Annotated in this window: 19 protein-coding genes; 9 read left to right on the top strand and 10 right to left on the bottom strand. The window is 70.7% G+C overall.

The window, feature by feature from the left end; all coding sequences use genetic code 11:
• Positions 1-15: 15 nt before the first annotated feature.
• Complete coding sequence (locus OG392_RS12410; protein WP_329278588.1) at positions 16-840, top strand: isoprenyl transferase; 825 nt, start codon at positions 16-18, stop codon at positions 838-840.
• A 67-nt stretch (positions 841-907) separates the two neighbouring features.
• Here OG392_RS12410 and OG392_RS12405 read toward each other — a convergent pair whose 3' ends face one another.
• The 4 genes from OG392_RS12405 to OG392_RS12390 all read right to left on the bottom strand — a co-directional run bounded on the left by OG392_RS12405 (position 908) and on the right by OG392_RS12390 (position 4,098).
• Positions 908-1,318, bottom strand: coding sequence for a Fur family transcriptional regulator (locus OG392_RS12405; RefSeq protein WP_055603560.1), 411 nt, complete (start codon positions 1,316-1,318; stop codon positions 908-910).
• A gap of 71 nt (positions 1,319-1,389) precedes the next feature.
• Positions 1,390-2,283: a metal ABC transporter permease gene (locus OG392_RS12400; RefSeq protein ID WP_329278585.1), complete on the bottom strand. Its 894-nt coding sequence runs from the start codon at positions 2,281-2,283 to the stop codon at positions 1,390-1,392.
• 16 nt (positions 2,284-2,299) lie between these two features.
• Positions 2,300-3,079, bottom strand: coding sequence for a metal ABC transporter ATP-binding protein (locus tag OG392_RS12395; protein ID WP_329278583.1), 780 nt, complete (start codon positions 3,077-3,079; stop codon positions 2,300-2,302).
• A gap of 26 nt (positions 3,080-3,105) precedes the next feature.
• On the bottom strand, positions 3,106-4,098 hold the full coding sequence (locus tag OG392_RS12390) for a zinc ABC transporter substrate-binding protein (protein ID WP_329278581.1): 993 nt from the start codon (positions 4,096-4,098) through the stop codon (positions 3,106-3,108).
• A 165-nt stretch (positions 4,099-4,263) separates the two neighbouring features.
• Between OG392_RS12390 and OG392_RS12385 the strand changes: the two genes are divergently transcribed.
• Complete coding sequence (locus OG392_RS12385) at positions 4,264-5,646, top strand: glycine--tRNA ligase (protein ID WP_329278579.1); 1,383 nt, start codon at positions 4,264-4,266, stop codon at positions 5,644-5,646.
• 93 nt (positions 5,647-5,739) lie between these two features.
• On the opposite strand, the gene OG392_RS12380 is transcribed toward OG392_RS12385, so the two are convergent.
• From OG392_RS12380 to OG392_RS12370, 3 genes are all read right to left on the bottom strand, one after another.
• Positions 5,740-6,477: a VC0807 family protein gene (locus OG392_RS12380; protein ID WP_329278577.1), complete on the bottom strand. Its 738-nt coding sequence runs from the start codon at positions 6,475-6,477 to the stop codon at positions 5,740-5,742.
• 104 nt (positions 6,478-6,581) lie between these two features.
• The gene (locus tag OG392_RS12375) at positions 6,582-7,172 is read right to left on the bottom strand and encodes a TetR family transcriptional regulator (RefSeq protein ID WP_329278575.1); all 591 of its coding nucleotides are present in this window, start codon (positions 7,170-7,172) and stop codon (positions 6,582-6,584) included.
• A gap of 43 nt (positions 7,173-7,215) precedes the next feature.
• Positions 7,216-8,253: an aldo/keto reductase gene (locus OG392_RS12370; RefSeq protein ID WP_329278573.1), complete on the bottom strand. Its 1,038-nt coding sequence runs from the start codon at positions 8,251-8,253 to the stop codon at positions 7,216-7,218.
• A 237-nt stretch (positions 8,254-8,490) separates the two neighbouring features.
• On the opposite strand from OG392_RS12370, the gene OG392_RS12365 reads away from it, so the two are divergent.
• Positions 8,491-8,772: a DUF6243 family protein gene (locus OG392_RS12365; protein WP_329278571.1), complete on the top strand. Its 282-nt coding sequence runs from the start codon at positions 8,491-8,493 to the stop codon at positions 8,770-8,772.
• A 56-nt stretch (positions 8,773-8,828) separates the two neighbouring features.
• Here OG392_RS12365 and OG392_RS12360 read toward each other — a convergent pair whose 3' ends face one another.
• Positions 8,829-10,298 carry an MFS transporter gene (locus OG392_RS12360; RefSeq protein ID WP_443054761.1) on the bottom strand — a complete coding sequence of 490 codons (1,470 nt, stop codon included), beginning with the start codon at positions 10,296-10,298 and terminating at the stop codon, positions 8,829-8,831.
• Positions 10,299-10,408: 110 nt separating this feature from the next.
• Between OG392_RS12360 and OG392_RS12355 the strand changes: the two genes are divergently transcribed.
• A complete protein-coding gene (locus OG392_RS12355; protein ID WP_329287226.1) occupies positions 10,409-11,389 on the top strand; it encodes an MmyB family transcriptional regulator in 981 nt (326 codons plus the stop codon).
• Here OG392_RS12355 and OG392_RS12350 read toward each other — a convergent pair.
• Entirely contained in the window at positions 11,376-12,833 is a 1,458-nt protein-coding gene (locus tag OG392_RS12350) for an MFS transporter (RefSeq protein ID WP_329278569.1), read from the bottom strand. The two genes, OG392_RS12355 and OG392_RS12350, sit on opposite strands and share 14 nt — an antisense overlap.
• Before the next feature lie 52 nt (positions 12,834-12,885).
• On the opposite strand from OG392_RS12350, the gene dusB reads away from it, so the two are divergent.
• From dusB to OG392_RS12335, 3 genes are all read left to right on the top strand, one after another.
• Positions 12,886-14,022, top strand: coding sequence for a tRNA dihydrouridine synthase DusB (gene dusB, locus OG392_RS12345; protein ID WP_329278566.1), 1,137 nt, complete (start codon positions 12,886-12,888; stop codon positions 14,020-14,022).
• Between the two features lie 366 nt (positions 14,023-14,388).
• Complete coding sequence (gene ppdK, locus OG392_RS12340; RefSeq protein WP_329278564.1) at positions 14,389-17,100, top strand: pyruvate, phosphate dikinase; 2,712 nt, start codon at positions 14,389-14,391, stop codon at positions 17,098-17,100.
• Between the two features lie 578 nt (positions 17,101-17,678).
• Positions 17,679-18,701 carry an ArsR/SmtB family transcription factor gene (locus tag OG392_RS12335; RefSeq protein WP_329278562.1) on the top strand — a complete coding sequence of 341 codons (1,023 nt, stop codon included), beginning with the start codon at positions 17,679-17,681 and terminating at the stop codon, positions 18,699-18,701.
• 37 nt (positions 18,702-18,738) lie between these two features.
• Here OG392_RS12335 and OG392_RS12330 read toward each other — a convergent pair whose 3' ends face one another.
• Entirely contained in the window at positions 18,739-19,899 is a 1,161-nt protein-coding gene (locus OG392_RS12330; RefSeq protein ID WP_329278560.1) for an alkaline phosphatase PhoX, read from the bottom strand.
• 238 nt (positions 19,900-20,137) lie between these two features.
• On the opposite strand from OG392_RS12330, the gene OG392_RS12325 reads away from it, so the two are divergent.
• Both OG392_RS12325 and OG392_RS12320 read left to right on the top strand, forming a co-directional pair.
• Positions 20,138-20,587, top strand: coding sequence for a group III truncated hemoglobin (locus OG392_RS12325; RefSeq protein ID WP_329278558.1), 450 nt, complete (start codon positions 20,138-20,140; stop codon positions 20,585-20,587).
• A 114-nt stretch (positions 20,588-20,701) separates the two neighbouring features.
• Positions 20,702-21,115, top strand: coding sequence for a VOC family protein (locus OG392_RS12320; protein WP_329278556.1), 414 nt, complete (start codon positions 20,702-20,704; stop codon positions 21,113-21,115).
• Position 21,116 lies beyond the last annotated feature (1 nt).

The following is a 21,116-nucleotide window of genomic DNA, read 5'->3' as shown; positions in this document are numbered from 1 at the left end:
AGGAGAGACCACGTCATGGCCATCGCACGACTGCTCGGTCGCCAGCGCCGGGAGTACAGCACCCCCGAGCCGCATCCCTCCGGTGCCCGCCCGCCGAAGCTCCAGTCCGAGCTCGTCCCGGAGCACGTCGCGATCGTCATGGACGGCAACGGCCGCTGGGCCAAGGAGCGCGGCCTGCCCCGCACCGAGGGCCACAAGGTCGGCGCCGAGCAGGTGCTCGACGTGCTCCAGGGCGCGATCGAGATGGGTGTCGGGTCGATCTCGCTGTACGCCTTCTCCACCGAGAACTGGAAGCGCTCCCCCGAGGAGGTGCGCTTCCTGATGAACTTCAACCGCGACTTCATCCGCAAGTCCCGCGACCAGCTCGACTCCCTCGGCGTCCGGGTGCGCTGGGTCGGCCGGATGCCCAAGCTGTGGAAGTCGGTGGCCAAGGAGCTCCAGGTCGCGCAGGAGCAGACCAAGGACAACACCAGGCTGACGCTGTACTTCTGCATGAACTACGGCGGCCGCGCGGAACTCACGGACGCGGCGCAGGCGCTCGCCGAGGACGTGAAGGCCGGTCGCCTCGACCCGGCGAAGATCACCGAGAAGACCATCCAGAAGTACCTCTACTACCCGGACATGCCGGACGTGGACCTGTTCCTGCGCCCCAGCGGCGAGCAGCGCACGTCCAACTACCTGATCTGGCAGAGCGCGTACGCCGAGATGGTCTTCCAGGACGTGCTGTGGCCCGACTTCGACCGCCGCGACCTGTGGCGGGCCTGTGTCGAGTTCGCCCAGCGCGACCGGCGCTTCGGCGGTGTCGACCCGGCCGACATGGCCGTCCTCGACAAGGGCTGAGCCACCGCGCGAAAAGGCCCGTACCTCTCGGTACGGGCCTCTCGTATGTCAGGTCACGGCGCGACGGTCACTTCCCGGCGCAGTCCGCACAGGTGCCGAAGATCTCCACCGTGTGCGCCACGTTCACGAAACCGTGCTCCGAGGCGATCGTCTCGGCCCACTGCTCCACCATCGGACCCTCCACCTCCACGGCCTTGCCGCAGAGGCGGCACACCAGATGGTGGTGGTGGTCGCCCGTCGAACAGCGGCGGTACACCGTCTCGCCCTCGCTCGTCCGCAGCGCGTCGACCTCGCCCGCGTCCGCCAGGGACTGCAGCGTGCGGTAGACGGTGGTGAGGCCGACCGAGTCGCCGCGGTGCTTGAGCATGTCGTGCAGCTCCTGGGCGCTGCGGAACTCGTCCACCTCGTTCAGCGCCGCGGAGACGGCGGCACGCTGCTTGGTCGAGCGGCCTCGTACGGGGGGTCCTGCCGTCACCACGGGGGCCTCCTTGAATGCTTGTCTGCCCCCGCCATTCTGCCAGCCCCCCACGGCCCTGAGTCCGGGCCGGATCAGACCTTCACGTCGTCCGTGGGACGCCGGGTCGCCGGAACCGGTGCGTCACAGCTCTCCGCGCCCGCCTCGGCCGCCCGCGCCCGCCGTTTCGCGAGCGGCGTGGCGAGCAGGGTGAGCAGGACGAAGACACCGATCGCGTACAGGACGATCGTCGCACCGGGCGGCACGTCCTGGTAGTAGGAGGTGACCGTGCCCGCCAGGGTGACCGTGACGCCCGTCACCACCGCGAGGACGAAGGTCGCGCGGAACGACTTCGACAGCTGCTGGGCCGCCGCGACCGGCACCACCATGAGGGCGCTGACCAGCAGCAGGCCGACGACCCGCATGGCGACCGTGACGGTGACCGCGGCGGTCACCGCGATCAGCAGGTTCAGGGCGCGTACCGGGAGGCCGGTGACCCGGGCGAACTCCTCGTCCTGGCTGACCGCGAAGAGCTGCCGCCGCAGGCCGACGGTGACCAGGACGACGAAGGCCGCCAGGATGCCGATCGCGGTGATGTCCTCCGAGGAGACCGTGGAGAGCGAGCCGAAGAGGTAGGAGCTGAGGTTGGCGTTGGAGCCGGTCGGCGAGAGGTTGATCAGCAGGACACCGCCGGCCATGCCGCCGTAGAAGAGCAGCGCGAGCGCGAGGTCGCCGCGGGTCTTGCCGTACGCCCGGATCAGCTCCATCCCGACCGAGCCGACGACGGCGACCAGGGTCGCCATCCAGACCGGGCTGGAGTTCAGGAGGAAGCCGAGGCCGACGCCGGTCATGGCGACATGGCCGATGCCGTCGCCCATCAGCGCCTGCCGGCGCTGAACCAGGTAGATGCCCACGGCGGGCGCGGTGATGCCGACGAGCACGGCCGCGAGCAGTGCGCGCCGCATGAAGTCGAACTGGAGGAATTCCATGATCAGGTCAGCTTCCTCAGGTCAGCAGACCCGTACGGAGCGGCTCCCCGGCCGCGTGCGGATGGACGTGGTCGTGGCCCGGCAGCGCGTGCTGGCCGAGTGCCTCCGGCGGCGGGCCGTCGTGGACGACACAGCCGTCGCGGAGCACGACCGCACGGTCGATCAGCGGCTCCAGGGGGCCCAGCTCGTGCAGGACGAGGAGGACGGAGGTGCCGTCTGCGACCTGCTCGCGCAGGGTCGAGGCGAGGATCTCCTGGCTCGCGAGGTCGACGCCGGCCATCGGCTCGTCCATGATCAGGAGCTCGGGCTCGGCGGCGAGCGCGCGGGCGATCAGGACCCGCTGGTGCTGGCCGCCGGAGAGCGCGGAGACGGAGTCCCCGGCGCGGTCGGCGAGCCCGACCAGGTCGATGGCCCGCGCGACGGCGGCCTTGTCGGCCTTGGTCAGCCAGCCGAACCTGCGGCGGGACAGCCGACCGGAGGAGACGACCTCGCGGATGGTGGCGGGGACACCGCTCGCGGCGGTGGTCCGCTGCGGTACGTAGCCGACCCGCGCCCATTCGCGGAAGCGCTTCCGGTCCGTGCCGAACAGCTCGATCGTGCCGCCCGTCAGCGGCACCTGGCCGATGACGGAGCGGACCGCGGTGGACTTGCCGGAGCCGTTGGCGCCGAGCAGCGCGACGACCTCACCGCGACGGACGGTGAGGTCGACGCCCCGGAGGACGGGCCGGGCGCCGAGGGCCGCGGTGGCTCCGCGGACGGAGATGACGGGTTCCCGTTCCGGTGTCGGGGCTGCCATGGCGCGTACCTCCTGCTGTGCGGTGATCACTTGGCTCCGAGGGCCTTCTGCAGCGCGGCGAGGTTGGAGCGCATGACCTCGATGTAGTCATCGCCCTTGGACGTGTCCGTGATTCCCTCCAGCGGGTCGAGCACGTCGGTCTTCAGACCGGTGTCGCCGGCGAGGGTCCTGGCGGTCTTGTCGCTCGCGAGGGTCTCGAAGAAGACGGTGGTGACCTTGTCCTTCTTCGCGACGTCCTGGAGTTCCTTGATCCGGGCGGGGCTCGGCTCGGACTCGGGGTCGATGCCGGAGATGCTCTCCTGGTCCAGGCCGTACCGCTCGGCGAGGTAGCCGAAGGCGGAGTGGGTGGTGATGAAGGTCTTCGTCTCGGTGTTCTTCAGACCGTTCGCGAAGTCGGTGTTCAGGCCGCCGAGCTTCTCGACGAGCGCGTCGGTGTTCTTCCGGTAGTCGGCGGCGTTCGCCGGGTCGGCCTTCTCCAGGGCGGTGCCGACACCCTTGGCGACCTCGGCGTACTTCACGGGGTCGAGCCAGATGTGGGGGTCGGCGCCGGACTCGGAGCCGTGGTCGTGCCCGGCCTCCTCCTCCGCGTGCTCGCCCTCGGCGTGGTCGTGGCCTTCGTGGCCGACCTCGGTGCCGTGCTTCTCGAGCGTGGTGAGGGTGGCGGCGTCGACGGTGTTCTTCACCCCGGCCTGGGCGATCGCGTCGTCCACGGCCGGCTGGATGCCCTTGAGGTAGAGGACGACGTCGGCCTTGCCGAGCTCGCCGATCTGCCGCGGCTTGAGCTCCAGGTCGTGGGGTTCGACGCCGGGCTTGGTGAGTGTGTCGACGGCGACGTGGCCGCCGCCTATCTGCTCGGCCAGGTACTGCATGGGGTAGAACGACGCCACCACGTCCAGCTTGCCGTCGCTGCCCTTGTCGGCCGCGTCGGAGGTCCCGGCGCAGGCGGAGAGGGTGACGACGCCGAGCGTGACGGCTCCGGCGAGGGCGGCGGTGGGTATCAGGCGGCGACGTACGTTCATGACACTCATTTTCAACAAAACTGGAAACGATTGTCAATTGTCGTACGCGTGGTCCTGCCCACGCTGCCCGCGCACGGCCCCCTCGCCGAACCGATTTGATACGGGGGGTGCGGGCGCCGGTAACCTGTGGCATTCGCACTTCGTCGTCGTAATGAAGAGAGCACCGTGGCCGCCGACAAGATCGACACCATCGTCAGCCTGAGCAAGCGCCGTGGCTTCGTCTACCCGTGCAGTGAGATCTACGGCGGCCAGCGGGCCGCCTGGGACTACGGACCGCTGGGCGTCGAACTCAAGGAGAACCTGAAGCGTCAGTGGTGGCGTTACATGGTCACCGCGCGCGAGGACGTCGTCGGCATCGACTCGTCGGTCATCCTGGCCACCGAGGTCTGGGAGGCCTCCGGCCACGTCGCGACCTTCACGGACCCGCTGACCGAGTGCACCTCCTGCCACAAGCGCTTCCGGGCGGACCACCTGGAGGAGGCGTACGAGGAGAAGCACGGCCGTCTCCCCGAGAACGGCTTCGCCGACCTCAACTGCCCCAACTGTGGCAACAAGGGCACCTTCACCGAGCCCAAGCAGTTCTCCGGCCTGCTCTCCACGCACCTCGGCCCGACCCAGGACACCGGCTCCGTCGCGTACCTGCGTCCCGAGACCGCGCAGGGCATCTTCACCAACTTCGGTCAGGTGCTGCAGACCTCGCGCAAGAAGCCGCCGTTCGGCATCGCGCAGATGGGCAAGTCCTTCCGGAACGAGATCACTCCGGGCAACTTCATCTTCCGCACCCGCGAGTTCGAGCAGATGGAGATGGAGTTCTTCGTCAAGCCGGGCGAGGACGAGCAGTGGCAGGAATACTGGATGGAGCAGCGCTGGAACTGGTACACGGGCCTGGGTCTCCGTGAGGAGAACATGCGCTGGTTCGAGCACCCGAAGGAGAAGCTCTCCCACTACTCGAAGCGCACCGCCGACATCGAGTACCGCTTCTCGTTCGGTGGCAGCGAGTGGGGCGAGCTGGAGGGTGTCGCCAACCGCACCGACTACGACCTGACCGCGCACTCCAAGGCCTCGGGCGCCAACCTCACGTACCTGGACCAGGAGTCGGGCGAGCGCTGGACGCCGTTCGTCATCGAGCCGGCCGCCGGTGTCGGCCGCGCGATGCTGGCCTTCCTGCTCGACGCGTACAACGAGGACGAGGCCCCGAACGCCAAGGGCGTCATGGAGAAGCGCGTCGTCCTGCGTCTGGACCCGCGTCTGGCCCCCATCAAGGTCGCCGTCCTGCCGCTGTCCCGCAACCCGCAGCTCTCCCCGAAGGCCAAGGGCCTGGCGGCGGACCTGCGCCAGAACTGGAACATCGAGTTCGACGACGCCGGCGCCATCGGCCGCCGCTACCGTCGCCAGGACGAGATCGGTACCCCGTTCTGCGTGACCGTCGACTTCGACACCCTCGAGGACAACGCGGTGACCGTGCGCGAGCGCGACACCATGAAGCAGGAGCGCGTCTCCCTCGACCAGATCCAGAGCTACCTGGGCAGCCGCCTGCTCGGCTGCTGACGTCCGGTCGCCGATCTCTGATCGCTGACCTTCGATCGTCCGCGGGAAAGCCCCCGGTTCCTTTCGGAACCGGGGGCTTTCCCGTCGCCGGCGTCAGGCAGCCTGGGCGGCCGCCGCCTGCGCCTCGGCCTGCCGCCTCGCCCCCTCGGCGGCGCGGCGCTTGCCGAACCACGCCGTCCACGCGCCGAGGACACCGAGGACGCCGTAGATCATCAGCGGGCTGAGCGTGACCATGGTCGAGGTGTCCAGGGTGTAGGCGAGTCCGATCCGGATCAGCGCCTCGATCACATAGGCCACGCCCCACACCAGCGTCATCGTGCGCATGGTGGAGCGGAAGCCGTCGTACTGCCACATGCCGTTCCACCAGGCGGTGCTCGCCGGGGTGCCGTCGGTGGCGAACTTGCGCCCGAAGTAGAACATCAGCGGCCGCGGCGCGAGCAGGGTGGCCAGGCAGAGGAGCCCGAACAGGCCTGTCACTCCCGAGTCCTTGACGAGCAGCGCGCGGGCGGTGTGCGCGCCGATCAGCGAGACCAGGGCCGTGATCACCAGGAACACCATGGAGACGACGGCGAACTCGTCGATCTTGCGGCGCCAGGCGACCATGATCGCGCTGTCCAGGACGGGCCAGGCGCTGCCGGCGAGCAGGGCGGCGAACTCGGACCAACCGTGGTCCTTGGTCAGGGTGTTGTACGTGAGGATCGGTGCGATGATGTTGAGGCCGATGGTCAGGGCCCAGCCGATCGCGGAAGCGGCTCCCGAACGGGCCGGCGGCCCCGGTCGTCCGTCGGTCGTGGTGGCCGGTACGGCCGATGGCCGCTCGTGCGCGGACATGGTTCCCCCTGGAGGCGTGGTGGTCGCGGTGCGGGGGAACGCTAGTCAGGTTTCGGACAGGGAACGGGCAAGTCCGAGGCAAATGATCTTCAAACCTCCGCGGGTCAGGCGCGCAGCGCCCGCTGTGTCAGGGAGATGACCGCCGCGAACGCGTCCTCGATGTCCGTGGTCGACCAGTCTGCGGCGTGCGCAGGGTCGTGGAAGCGGTCGGTGGCGTCGAAGACCGCCCTGGCCGTCGTCGCGTAGTCCCGATCCGGCGCGGCGAACACCCCTTCGCGGTGACCGTCCTCCACGATGCGGGCGATCTGCTCCACCAGATGCTCCTCGTGCCGGTGGACCACCGCGCTGTTCTCGCCGATCAGCACCTGGAAGGTGGCCATCAGCTCCGGGTCGCCGCCCGCCTTGCGGCGCTTGAGGGCGAACAGGGCGGTCAGCCAGCTGGTCAGCCGCTCGTCGGCGGAGCCCGGCGCCGCCACGTACGGCTCCAGGGCGCCGATCGTCCGCTGCAGCCACCGCTCGGTCACCGCCTCGCGCAGCGCCGCCTTCGTGCGGAAGTGGCGGTAGACGCTGCCGTGGCTGACGCCGAGGACCCGGGCCACGTCCACGACGGTCGCCTTCGCCGGCCCGTAGCGGCGCAGCACCTCCTCGGTGGCTTCGAGGATGCGCTCGGCGGTCAGGGTCTCGGTGGCGGCCATGGAATGACAGTACCTGTCAGTCGCGGAGGTCCGGAGGCGCCGGTCAGTGCTCGCTGTCCAGGTGCGCCATCTGCGCCGCCGGGTAGCGGTCGCCGGCCGCCGAGCCCGCCGGGACGGCCTCCTCGATCGCCGCGAGGTCGGCTGCGTCGAGCGCGACGTCCAGCGCGCCGAGCGCCTCCGCGAGCCGGTCCCGGCGCCGGGCGCCGACCAGCGGGACGATGTCCGCGCCCTGCCGCTCGGCCTGCGCGAGGACCCAGGCGATCGCGGTCTGCGCGACCGTCACGCCCTTTGCCTCGGCGAGTGCCCGCAGCCGGTCCACGAGGTCCAGGTTCCGCCGGAGGTTGTCGCCCTGGAAGCGCGGGCTCATGCCCCGGAAGTCGTTCGCCGCGAGCTGCCGGTCGCGGGTGAAGTGGCCGCTGATCAGGCCGCGCGACAGCACCCCGTACGCCGTGACGCCTATGCCCAGCTCCCGGGCGGTCGGCAGGATCTTCTCCTCGATCGACCGCGAGATCAGCGAGTACTCGATCTGGAGGTCGGCGATCGGGGCGACGGCCGCCGCCCGGCGCAAGGTGTCCGCGCCGACCTCGGAGAGCCCGATGTGCCGCACGTGCCCCGCCTCGACCAGCTCGGCGATGGCGCCGACGGTCTCCTCGATCGGCACGTCCGGGTCGACGCGGGCGATCCGGTAGATGTCGATGTGGTCCGTGCCGAGGCGCTGGAGCGAGTAGGCCGCGAAGTTCTTCACGGCGGCCGGCCGGCCGTCGTACCCGGTGAAGCCGCCCTCGACCGTGCGCAGGGCACCGAACTTCACGCTGGTCAGCGCCTGCTCACGAGCGGCCGCGGGGGCCGTGCGCAGCGCCTCGTGGATCAAGAGCTCGTTGTGCCCCATCCCGTAGAAGTCGCCCGTGTCGAGCAGGGTCACCCCCGCGTCCAGGGCGGCGTGGATCGTCGCGATCGACTCGGCGCGGTCGCTCTCGCCGTACAGCGCGGACATGCCCATGCAGCCGAGGCCGAGGGCGGAGACCTCGGGCCCGGTGGTGCCGAGCCGGCGGGTGGGGACGGGGTGCCTGGGGGTGGTCATGGCTGTCTCCTCGGATACGGGAAGCGGTGGATCGGTGTGACGCATCAACCATGGCATGACCGATGACAGATTTCAATATCTGTCATTCCTTCGAGTGGTGCGGCGAAAATCGAGTGCCCCCGCCCAGGGCCCCGGGTAGCGTCACCGGCATGTATTCGTTCTTCCAGATCTACGAGTGAGCGCCGGCTCCGGCAGCCCGAGTCAGACCACCGACCACCTCACTGACGGGAGAACACCGTGGCGAAGAGCCGCAACAACCTCCTCGGCGTCGGAGGACAGCGCAAGAAGCTGTCCCGCGCCGACCAGCACGGCAACGGCCAGAGCCGCACGGCGGCCCAGCGCTCCGCCGACGACCGCAAGCAGGACCTCCTGAAGAAGATGCGCGAGCGCACCCAGGGAGCCGACACCTCCGACACCTCCGAGGCGGCCGAGGCGGCCGAGACCCCGGCGGACGCCGCCGGCGCCCCCACGGCCGGCACCACGGCCGCCCCCGGCCAGGAGCAGTCACCGGCGCAGTAGTCACCACCGCACGGCGAAGGGCCCGGGGCGTCTCCACGCCCCGGGCCCGTCCCCGCCTAGCCCACCTTCCTCGGCAGCCGCACGGAGAGCGCGACCGTCGCGGCCACCATGGCCAGTTGCACCAGAAGCGTCGCCGTCAGGGCCGTACCCGCGTCCGGGGCCGAGGACGCGAGGCCCAGGTAGAGGGAGCCCAGGGTGGCGACGCCCAGGGCGAGCGCCGACTGCTGGGTCGTCACCATCACGCCGCTGCCCACGCCCGCGCGTTCCCCCGGGACCTCCGAGAGGATCACGCGGAAGAGCACCGGGAGCTGGAGGCCCTGGCCCAGGCCCGCGAGGGCCATGCCCGGGAGCAGGACCCCCACCGACAGGTCCGGCCAGGTGCGCGGGACCGTCACCGCGAGCAGTCCGATGCCGAGCCCCTGGACAAGGCCGCCCGCCGTCACCACGCGCGTGCCCCAGCGCCGTACCAGCCGGGGACCCGCCAGCGAGGCCCCGAAGAAGGCCACCGCCATCGGGACCAGGGCCAGGCCGGAGGCGATCGCGCCCAGGCCGAGGCCCTGCTGGAGGGCGACCGCGATCACGAACATGAAGCCGCCGAAGCCCATGCAGAGCGGCAGCAGCAGCACGAGCCCGCGCCGCAGCGACACCAGGCCGAGCAGGCTCGGCGGGACCAGCGGCGTGCCGCCCCGGCGGTCCGTCCGCCGCTCCACCCGCCAGAACGCCACCGCCGCGAACGGGAACACGGCCAGCGACACCCACGTCCACGCCGGCCAGCCCGCCGCCCGGCCCTCCGTCAGCGGCGCGAGCAGGGTGGTCAGCGTGAGGGCGAGCAGCAGCGTGCCCGGTACGTCCACCGGCGCAGGGCGGTCCGAGCGGGTCTCCGGGACCGTGCGGAAGGCCAGGACCAGGCCCACCACCGCCACCGGTACGTTCACCAGGAAGACCGCGCGCCAGCCCGAGCCCGCGAGGTCGGCGGCCACCAGCACCCCGCCCAGGATCTGCCCGGCCACCATGGAGAGCCCGGCGGTCGCGCCGTACAGGCTCAGCGCCCTCGCCCGCCGCGGGCCCTCCGTCGAGGAATGGATGGTCGCGAGGACCTGCGGCAGCATCAGCGCCGCGGCCGCGCCCTGCGCCACCCGCGCCCCGACCAGCGTCCAGGCGTCCGGGGCGAGACCGCAGGCGAGCGAGGTCAGCCCGAAGGCCACCATGCCCGCGAGGAAGAGCCGGCGGCGCCCGAAGAGGTCGCCGAGCCGTCCGCCGAGGACGAGCAGGACGGCGTACGACAGGCCGTACCCGGCGACGACCAGCTCCAGGAGCGCCGGGCCCGCGGCCAGGTCGTGGTCGATCGACGGCAGGGCGACGTTGACGATGAAGAAGTCGATCAGGGGCAGGGCCGCGCCCAGCAGCACGGTGAACAGACCGAGCGAACCCAGCGCCGGTCGGTCGTGGACGACGGGACCGGTCCCGGGCGTGGTGCCGCCCGGGGGAGAGGCCGGGGAACGGGGAGAAGCGGAGGTCGTAGTCACGGCATCGACGATCCGCCGCCTCTCAGCCTGGTACCAGAGTGTCTTTATCCTGGTAGAAGGAGTACCTGGCACAGGGCTGAGCGGCCCGGCACCCTGGGAGCGTGACGACCATGACGACGGCCGAACCCGGTACGCGGCGGCACGAGCTCGCCGCCTTCCTGCGCAGCCGGCGCGAGCGCATCACCCCCGAGCAGGTCGGCCTGCCCCGGGGGCGCCGCCGCCGCACCCCCGGACTGCGCCGCGAGGAGGTCGCCCACCTCTCCGCCGTCGGCGTCACCTGGTACACCTGGCTGGAACAGGCGCGGGACATCCAGGTCTCCCCGCAGGTCCTGGACGCCCTCGCCGGAGCGCTGCTGCTCGACCCGACCGAACGCAGCCACCTCTTCGCCCTCGCCGCCCAGAGCGACCCGCACCCCGGGACGGCCTGCCCGGCCGTCACCCCGGCGCTGCGCGAACTGCTCCACCAGCTGGAGCCCGTGCCCGCCTGCGTGCAGAACAGCCGGTACGACTTCCTCGCCTACAACCGCACCTTCGGGCGGCTCTACTGCGACCTGGACGCGCTGCCCCGAGAGGACCGCAACACCCTCTGGCTCGCCTTCACGAACGAGGACTTCCGCGCCGCCTTCGGCGACCTCCCGGAGGCCCTGCGCGCGATGGTCGGCAAGCTCCGTGCGTCCATGGCCGAGCACCTGGCCGAACCCGCCTGGAAGGCACTCGTCCAGCGGCTCCAGGACGCCTCCCCGGAGTTCCGCGAGCTCTGGGAGCGGCGTGACGTCGCCGACCTCGCCGGCCGCGCCAAGGTCATCCGCAACGCCCAGGTCGGTGTGCTGCGCCTGGAGCACACCAACCTCTGGCTCGGGCCCGCCGCCGGACCGCGCCTCGGCACGTACGTACCCCTCGACGAGGAGTCCCGGGCGGGGCTCGACCGGCTCCTGGAGCTGGCCGTACGCGAGGAGGAGCAGGCGGCCCGGCGGACGACGCGGGCGGCCCCGGTGGCCAGGGAGGTCCGGACAGGCCGGGCGGCCGAGGGGGCCCCGACCGACCGGCCGGCCCGGGAGGCCCGGGAGCCGCAGGCCCTCACGGCCGCCTGAGCGGCCGGCCGGCCCCGCCCGCCGTCTTCCGCTCGTCGTCCGCCTCCAGGCACCGTGCCGTCCGCTCCGCCGTGCGACGGGCCCACTTCCCGCTGGTCAGCGCACCGACCACGAGGACGGCGAGACCGCAGGCCGTCACCACCCAGTAGCCCGGCCGGGCCGCCGCCGCGAAGTCGTCCGGGGACATCCCGGCGCCCACGCCCGTCGCGAGCACCGTGCCGACGACCGCCACCCCGAGCGTCTGCCCGACCTGACGGCTCGTCGAGGCCACCGCCGCCGCCACCCCGGCCTGCGCGCGGGGCATCCCCGAGACGGCCGTGTTGGTGATCGGCGCGTTCACCAGCCCGAAGCCGATACCGAAGGCCACGTACCCGGTGAAGAGCAGCGGATCGTGGGTCTCCGCCTCGAAGGCCGCGAAGAGCAGCGCCCCCGTCGCCATCGCCGTGCCCGCGAGCAGCAGCGGGAGACGAGGTCCACGCGCGCCCGTGAGCCGCCCCGACAGCGGCGCGAAGACGAAGGTCATCCCCGCCATCGGCAGCACGTACAGGCCGGCGTCCAGCGGGGAGAGTCCGCGCACCTCCTGGAGGTACAGGGTGTTCAGGAACAGGAAGCCGGCGAAGCCCGAGAAGGCGCAGATCGCGACGACGGTGGCGCCGCTGAACGGCGCGCTGCGGAAGAACCGCAGGTCGATCAGGGGTTCGCGGCGCCTCGGCTCGTACACGAGGACCCCGGCGAGCGCCACGGCCGCGATGCCGCCGAAGAGCGGGTCCGTCTCGATGATCGCGTACGTGAGGGAGCCCAGGAGCGTCGCCACCAGGAGCTGTCCGACCGGGTCGGGGCGCCGGGGCCGGGGCGCGCGGGACTCGGGGACGTACCGCAGGGTGAGGAGCAGGGCGACGAGGGCGACCGGCAGGTTGACCCAGAAGATCGCCCGCCAGCCGACCGACTCGACGAGCACACCGCCCACCAACGGCCCCAGGGCCAGCGAGATGCCGACGACCGCGCCCCAGACGCCGATGGCACGCGCGCGTGCGGCGGGTTCGGTGAAGGTGTTGGTGATGATCGACATGGCGACCGGGTTGAGCATCGAGCCGCCCACGGCCTGCACCGCGCGGAAGGCGATCAGCGCCTCCAGGCCGGGGGCGAGGGAGCAGAGCAGTGAGCCGAGAGCGAAGACGACGAGGCCGGTCACGAAGACCTTGCGGCGGCCGATCCGGTCGGCGGTGGAGCCGGCCAGCATGAGCAGCGAGGCCAGGACCAGGGTGTATGCGTCGATGACCCACTGCAGGCCGGAGACGGAGGCGTCGAGGTCGGTCCGCAGCGAGGGCAGGGCCACGTTCAGCGCGGTGTTGTCCAGGCTGACGATCAGCAGACTCGTGCAGCAGATCGCCAGGACGACGAGCTGCCGGCGCCTGGGGAGCTGCGCGCGTGTGAGCTCTGGCATGTTCGGATAGTACGGCTAACTAATGACCGGCGCAGTGCGCGACAATGGTCCAATGACCGCGTTCTCCCCCCTTGCCATCGGGCCGCACATCGTGCAGCCGCCGGTGGTGCTCGCCCCCATGGCCGGCATCACCAACGCCCCCTTCCGCACCCTCTGCCGCGAGTTCAGTGGCGGCAAGGGGCTGTTCGTGAGCGAGATGATCACGACGCGCGCCCTGGTCGAGCGCAACGAGAAGACGATGCAGCTCATCCGCTTCGACGCGACCGAGCAGCCGCGCTCGATCCAGCTGTACGGGGTGGACCCCGTGACGGTCGGCAAGGCCGTGCGGATGATCGTCGACGAGGACCTCGCCGACCACATCGACCTGAACTTCGGCTGCCCGGTCCCCAAGGTGACCCGGAAGGGCGGCGGCTCGGCCCTGCCCTACAAGCGGCCGCTGCTGCGCGCGATCCTCAACGAGGCCGTGGCCAACGCGGGCGACCTGCCGGTCACGATGAAGATGCGCAAGGGCATCGACGACGACCACATCACGTTCCTGGACGCGGGCCGCATCGCGGTGGAGGAGGGCGTCACCGCGATCGCCCTGCACGGGCGGACGGCGGCGCAGCACTACGGCGGTACGGCGGACTGGGACGCGATCGCGCGTCTCAAGGAGCATGTGCCGGAGATCCCGGTCCTCGGCAACGGTGACATCTGGTCCGCGGACGACGCCCTGCGGATGATGCGGGAGACGGGCTGCGACGGCGTGGTCGTCGGCCGCGGCTGTCTGGGGCGGCCGTGGCTCTTCGCGGACCTGGTGGCGGGCTTCGAGGGCACGGGGGCCTACGCGGCGCCGGGCCTTCGGGTGGTCGCGGACGCGATGGTGCGGCACGCGCGGCTGCTCGGGGAGTGGCTCGGTGACGAGGCACGCGGTGTCATCGACTTCCGCAAGCATGTGGCCTGGTACCTGAAGGGCTTCTCGGTGGGCTCCGAGATGCGCAAGAGCCTGGCGATCACCTCGTCCCTCGACGAACTGAGCGCTCAGTTGAGCGAGCTGGACCTTGACCAGCCGTGGCCGGTGGGTGCCGACGGTCCTCGGGGCCGTACGTCCGGAAACAACCGAGTTGTCCTGCCTGACGGCTGGTTGAAGGACCCCTATGACTGCTCCGGCGTGAGCGAGGACGCGGAGCTGGATACGTCCGGGGGCTGAGATCCGGCCTCGATTCGGCCTTTCCGGGGGAGTGATCCTCGCCACCCTTGAGGGGGGTGGTGCTCAGATGAGCAGGTTACGGGCGGCTGCATCGCCTGAAGGGTGGCACGGGGTGCCACCCTTTTTGCGTTCAAGACTTGAACTCAAGTGCTCGAATGCGCGCTCACGTGAGCGAATTGGCCCTGGTTTGGGTCATGACGCCTTCGGGGTCTGAAAGCGGAGGCTACTTCTCGGTTACTTTCGAAGTGCTGGCGGACGGGTGGTTAAGGCCACGTGACCGCTAGGCGTACCTCCCCAGAAGCCTTCGATCTGGGTATGTTCCTCGCCGTCAGGGCAGCCAACCGAGTCATCGAGGAGTCGGGACCCGTGTCGGAAAACAATGATCAGAAGTTCGTGTACGACTTCACCGAGGGCAACAGGGACCTGAAGGACCTGCTCGGTGGCAAGGGCGCGAACCTGGCCGAGATGACCAACCTCGGTCTGCCGGTCCCTCCCGGGTTCACGATCACCACCGAGGCGTGCAAGGTCTACCTCGAGAGTGGCTCGGAGCCGGTCGAGCTCCGCGACGAGGTGAGTGCCCACCTCGACGCCCTTGAGCAGCAGATGGGCAAGAAGCTCGGCCAGGCCGACGACCCGCTGCTCGTCTCGGTGCGTTCCGGGGCGAAGTTCTCCATGCCGGGCATGATGGACACCGTCCTCAACATCGGCCTCTCCGACGCGTCCGTCGTCGGTCTCGCCGCCCAGGCGGACAACGAGCGCTTCGCGTGGGACTCGTACCGCCGGCTCATCCAGATGTTCGGCAAGACCGTCCTCGGCGTCGAGGGCGAGCTCTTCGAGGACGCGCTGGACGAGGCGAAGACCGCGAAGAAGGTCGCGAGCGACACCGATCTCGACGCCGCCGACCTCAAGAAGGTCGTCGAGCACTTCAAGAAGATCGTGAAGACCGAGACCGGCCGCGACTTCCCCCAGGATCCGCGTGAGCAGATGGACCTCGCCATCGAGGCCGTCTTCAACTCCTGGAACACCGACCGCGCGAAGCTGTACCGCCGCCAGGAGCGCATCCCGGGCGACCTCGGCACCGCCGTCAACGTCTGCTCGATGGTCTTCGGCAACCTCGGCCCGGACTCCGGCACCGGCGTCGCCTTCACCCGCGACCCCGCCTCCGGCCACGCCGGCGTCTACGGCGACTACCTGCAGAACGCGCAGGGCGAGGACGTCGTCGCCGGTATCCGCAACACCGTGCCGCTGGCCGACCTCGAGTCGATCGACAAGACGTCGTACGACCAGCTCATGCACATCATGAACACGCTGGAGACCCACTACAAGGATCTCTGCGACATCGAGTTCACCATCGAGCGCGGCCAGCTCTGGATGCTCCAGACGCGCGTCGGCAAGCGCACCGCCGGTGCCGCCTTCCGCATCGCCACGCAGCTCGTGGACCAGGGCCTGATCGACGAGGCCGAGGCGCTCCAGCGCGTCACCGGCGCGCAGCTCGCCCAGCTGATGTTCCCCAAGTTCGACGAGGACGCGAAGGTCGAGCAGATCGGGCGCGGCATCGCCGCCTCCCCGGGCGCGGCCGTCGGCAAGGCCGTCTTCGACTCGTACACCGCGGTCAAGTGGTCCCGCTCGGGCGAGAAGGTCATCCTGATCCGCCGTGAGACCAACCCGGACGACCTGGACGGCATGATCGCCGCCGAGGGCATCCTGACCTCCCGCGGCGGCAAGACCTCGCACGCCGCCGTCGTCGCCCGCGGCATGGGCAAGACCTGTGTCTGCGGTGCCGAGGAGCTCGAGGTCGACACCAAGCGCCGCCGGATGACCACGGCCGACGGCCAGGTCGTCGAGGAGGGCGACGTCGTCTCGATCGACGGCTCCACCGGCAAGGTCTACCTCGGTGAGGTACCCGTCGTGCCGTCCCCGGTCGTCGAGTACTTCGAGGGCCGTATGCACGCCGGCGCCGACGACGCCGACGAGCTGGTCCAGGCCGTCCACCGGATCATGGCCTACGCGGACCGCGTCCGCCGGCTGCGCGTCCGCGCCAACGCCGACAACGCCGAGGACGCCAACCGCGCCCGTCGCTTCGGCGCCCAGGGCATCGGCCTCTGCCGCACCGAGCACATGTTCCTCGGCGAGCGCCGCCAGTTCGTCGAGCGGCTGATCCTGGCCGACACCGACGTCGAGCGCGACGACGCCCTGGAAGCCCTGCTGCCGCTGCAGAAGACGGACTTCGTCGAGCTCTTCGAGGCCATGGACGGGCTGCCCGTCACGGTCCGGCTGCTCGACCCGCCGCTGCACGAGTTCCTGCCCGACATCACCGAGCTGTCGGTGCGCGTCGCCCTCGCCGAGTCCCGCAAGGAGCCGCACGAGAACGACCTGCGCCTCCTCCAGGCCGTGCACCGGCTGCACGAGCAGAACCCGATGCTGGGTCTGCGCGGTGTCCGCCTCGGTCTGGTCATCCCCGGCCTGTTCACTATGCAGGTCCGTGCGATCGCCGAGGCCGCGGCCCAGCGCATCGACGCCAAGGGCGACCCGCGCGTCGAGATCATGATCCCGCTCGTCGGCACCGTCCAGGAGCTGGAGATCGTCCGCGAGGAGGCCGAGCAGGTCATCGCCGAGGTCCAGGCCCGCACCGGTGTCGAGCTCAAGCTCGCGCTCGGCACCATGATCGAGCTGCCGCGCGCCGCCGTGACCGCCGGTCAGATCGCCGAGGCCGCGGAGTTCTTCTCCTTCGGCACCAACGACCTGACGCAGACGGTCTGGGGCTTCTCCCGCGACGACGTGGAGGCCTCGTTCTTCACCGCGTACCTGGAGAAGGGCATCTTCGGCGTCAGCCCCTTCGAGACGATCGACAAGGACGGTGTCGGCGCCCTCGTGCGCAGCGCCGTCGAGGCCGGCCGTGCCACCCGCCCCGACATCAAGCTCGGTGTCTGCGGCGAGCACGGCGGCGACCCGGAGTCGGTGCACTTCTTCCACGAGGTCGGTCTGGACTACGTGTCCTGCTCGCCCTTCCGGATCCCGGTGGCGCGTCTGGAGGCCGGCCGCGCGGCGGCCGAGTCCAAGGGCAGCGACAGCCGCTGAGTCCTGCTGAACGGGGGGTCAGGAGCGGCGGTCGGGCCCTCCTGAACCCCCGTTCAGCAGCGGAAATCACCGAACCACTCCGGTACCACCGGGGGCGACGCCGGTCACCTCACCACCCTCACCGGCGGGCGGCGGCCCCGGATTCACGGCGACGGGACGGACACCTTTGTGCGGAGGTGTCCGTCCCGTCGTTTGTTTGTTGAGCGGATGTGAGTAGTTGTTCAATTGCCCCTGATTGAATTATTGGCCATTGAACTTCCTCGTTCCGCCGCAAACGATCCAGCGCAAAGAATGGAGCGGGCGCGACCCCCGGATCCCCACCCGGAGGCCGCGCCCTTTACCGATGCCGGGCAGGTGAGCCGCAACCTCGCCGACCGCCGCCGGACGGGCAAAGCCCCCCACGGTCTTCACCACGTCACCTCGGTCCTGAAGGTTTCCTGCCCGACCCGTACAGCTTTTCGGTTCCGCCCCCATTGCCGCGATGCTTTTCAACTGTGGCTGAAACACCCTGGTAACGTGCAGTGATGCTGTGCATACTCGTCGTCGGGGGTGGTTGCGAGTGCACAGGTGGGGACGTCATGCTGCGGATTCATTTCACCGGAAACGACCTGGCGGGGGTGCGGACCGCCGCCCGGCCCGATGTTCTGTGGGAAACGATTCTCAGCTTTCACCGTTTAAGGGACCGGCGCGGCCCCGTCGTCTTCGGAGAATGGCGCTCCGAAACCCGGATGCGGCTCGGTGGTGAGACCCGGCTCCTCGCGGCGCTCGTTCCCAGCCGAGGCTATTTCCCCGACTTCCTGACGCCCGCGGAGGGCGTCCACGGGCTCGACGAAGGCCTTCAGGCGGTCCGCGCGACCACACCGGGCCGGCTGCGCGGCGAACTCTCCCTGCTCGCCGCGCACCGCTCCGGCGGGCGGACCGTACCCCATTCGCTGCGTGCCCTCGCCGACGGCGGCGCGGAGCCCTTCGACCGGCTCATGGGGGCGCTGCGGAGCTATCACCGGGCCGCCGTGGAGCCGTACTGGCCGCACATCAGGGCCCGTGTCGAGGCCGACCGGGCCCGGCGCGGCCGCGCGCTCCTGGACGGCGGCGCCGACGAACTCCTCGCCTCGCTGCCGCCGATGCTGCGCTGGCGCGCGCCCGTCCTGGAGGCCGACTACCCGGTCGACCGGGACGTCCACCTCGACGGGCGGGGGCTGCTGCTCCAGCCCTCGTACTTCTGCCGGGGGACCCCCGTGGTGCTGCGCGATCCCGCGCTGCCGCCGGTCCTCGTCTACCCCGTCACCCACGGCGAGGCGCCGACCGTGCGCGCGCCGGGCGGCTCCTCGCTCGCCAAGCTGGTCGGCCAGACCCGCTCGGCGGTCCTGCACGCCATCGGCGACGGAGGGACGACGAGCGAGCTCGCCCGCCGGGCCGGGGTGTCGCTGGCCTCGGCGAGCCAGCACGCGGGCGTGCTGCGCGAGGCGGGGCTCATCGCGACCCTGCGGAACGGGAACGCGGTCCTGCACACGCTGACGCCGCTGGGCGCCGCCCTGCTCGGCGGCGCCCAACGGACGGTCGATCTGCGGTGCTACGCACGGAACGGGCCGGTCACCTCGTAGGCGTCACGGGGCGACGGGGCCCGTCACCGCGCGGCCGTCAGGCGCGGAACGGGCCCGTCACCTCGTACGTGATGCCGCCGGAGGAGCTGCCGCTCGTGCCGCGCTGGCTGGAGAAGTACAGCCGCTTGCCGTCGGGGGAGAAGGCGGGGCCGGTGATCTCCGAGGAGGACTGGCCGCTGATCCGCAGGAAGGGGGCGACGACGTCGTCCGGGGTGATGACGCAGATCTCCATGTTGCCGCCGTCCTCGGCGATGAACAGATCGCCCGAGGAGGAGCCGGTGACGTTGTCGACACCGGTGAGCGGGGCGGCGCCGCTGGGCACGAGCGAGTCGTCGTACGCCAGCTCGTAGGTGTTGCTGGTGAGGTTGAGCTGCCAGAGGCGGTTGTCGCCCTTGGTGGTGAACCAGACGGTGTCGTTGGCGTAGTGGCAGCCCTCGCCGCCGTTGAACTTCTTCGCGCCCGAGACCTGGCTGCGGGTCACGGTCGGGGAGCCGTCCGGGTCCGGCACGTTCTGCCAGGTGAACGAGCCGGAGGCGGCGCTGCCCGCGACCATCACCTGGAGGGTGCCGGCGGAGAGGTTGCCCCAGGTGGTGGGGATGAAGCGGTAGAAGCAGCCGCTCGTCTCGTCCTCGGTCAGGTAGACGACCTTGCGGACCGGGTCGGCCGCGGCGGCCTCGTGCTTGAACCGGCCCATCGCGTCCCGGCGGACGGCCGCGTTCACGCCGTACGGGTCGGTCTCGTAGACGTACCCGAGGCTGACCTCCTCGCAGGAGAGCCAGGTGTTCCACGAGGTCCTGCCGCCCGCGCAGTTCTGCCGGGTGCCGGACAGGATGCGGTACGCGCCGGTGACCGCGCCGGTCGAGCCGAAGCGCACCGCGCTCGCGCCGCCGCTCGGGTTGATCTCCGAGTTGGACACGTAGATCCAGCCGGTGCCGTCGGCGAAGCAGGCGCCGCCGTCGGGGGCGCTGTGCCAGGTGTACGAGGTGCCGGGCACGCTCTGGCCCGACCGTGCGATGACCCGGCTGGTGAAACCGGCGGGCAGCAGGATGCCGTTGGCGTCCGCCGCGCCGAGGGCTCCGTAGGGGCCGGCGCCGGGCTGCGCGGGGGCCGCGTAGGCGGCGCCGTGCATCAGGGTGCCGCCGAAGGCCGCCGCCGACGTACCGATGACCGCTCCGCGCAGAAAACTGCGTCGCTCCACGTCTCACTCCTGAGAAGGGTGGTGAACCGCCCCGTCAGTCCGGTCGGCGACGGGGTCGCGCGCTTCCGGAAACTAGGAGTACGGAATTGACGGTGCATCAACAAGCGATGAAGAGGAAGAGGCGGGTGGCTGGCGGCCTGGTCGGGCGGCACGGGAGCCCCCGCGGCGCGGGACCTCGACCCGCCCGCGGGACCTTCGGCACTACGGGTCCGGCCGGGGCGGCGGGCACACTGGGGGTATGAGTGCCAGCCGGGATGTCAGTGGTCGGGGCGACCTCGACGTGTTGTTGCGGCGGTTCTACACCGCCGCCTTCGCCGATCCGCTCATCGGGCCGTTCTTCACCGAGATCGCCGGGACCGATCTCGAGGCCCATCTGCCGCGCATCACCGACTTCTGGGAGCGCGCCCTCTTCCGTACCGCCGACTACGGGCGCGACGCCTTCGCCCCGCACGCCGCACTCCACTCCGCCCGCCCCCTCACCGCCGCCCACTTCGGGCGCTGGGTGCAGCTCTGGCACGCCGCCGTCGACGGCCTCCACACCGGGCCGCTGGCCGAGCGGGCCAAGGCGCAGGGCGAGCGCATCGCCCTCGCGATGCTGCGCCGGCTCGCCGGCCCCCGGGCCGGTACGGAGGGCGCGGGCGGTGGATTCGTGCCGTTGGCCGCCCTTGAGCTGCGGTCCGCCGCCTGAACGTGAAAGATCTTCGGGAGAGCGATGAGTTACGGGCGGGACGCCCGTCCTACCTCTTGAAAGCGCCGGAGCGACCGAAGCGACCGGAGCGACCGCAAGGGAAGAGAGCGCGTCATGGCCCCGCAGATGATCTTCGTGAACCTGCCCGTGAAGAATGTCGACGCCAGCAAGGCCTTCTTCGAGAAGCTCGGCTTCTCCCACAACCCGCAGTTCAGCGACGAGACCACCGCCTGTGTGGTCTTCAGCGACACGATCTTCGCGATGCTCCTCGAAGAGGACAAGTTCAAGTCGTTCATGGCCCCCGGCAAGGAGATCTCCGACGCCACCAGGGCCACCGAGGTCCTGGTCACCCTCAGCGCCGAGAGCCGTGAGAAGTGCGACGCGCTCGCCGACGCCGCCCTCGCCGCCGGCGGCAGCCCCGCGAAGGAGGCGTTGGACATGGGCTTCATGTACGGCCGCTCCTTCACGGACCTGGACGGCCACCACTGGGAGGTCTTCTGGATGGACCCGGCGGCCACCCAGGGCTGAG

Origin of the sequence: Streptomyces sp. NBC_00691 (assembly GCF_036226665.1) — a bacterium.
Taxonomy (GTDB): Bacteria; Actinomycetota; Actinomycetes; order Streptomycetales; family Streptomycetaceae; genus Streptomyces.
This window is presented reverse-complemented; position numbering and strand designations above follow the sequence as displayed.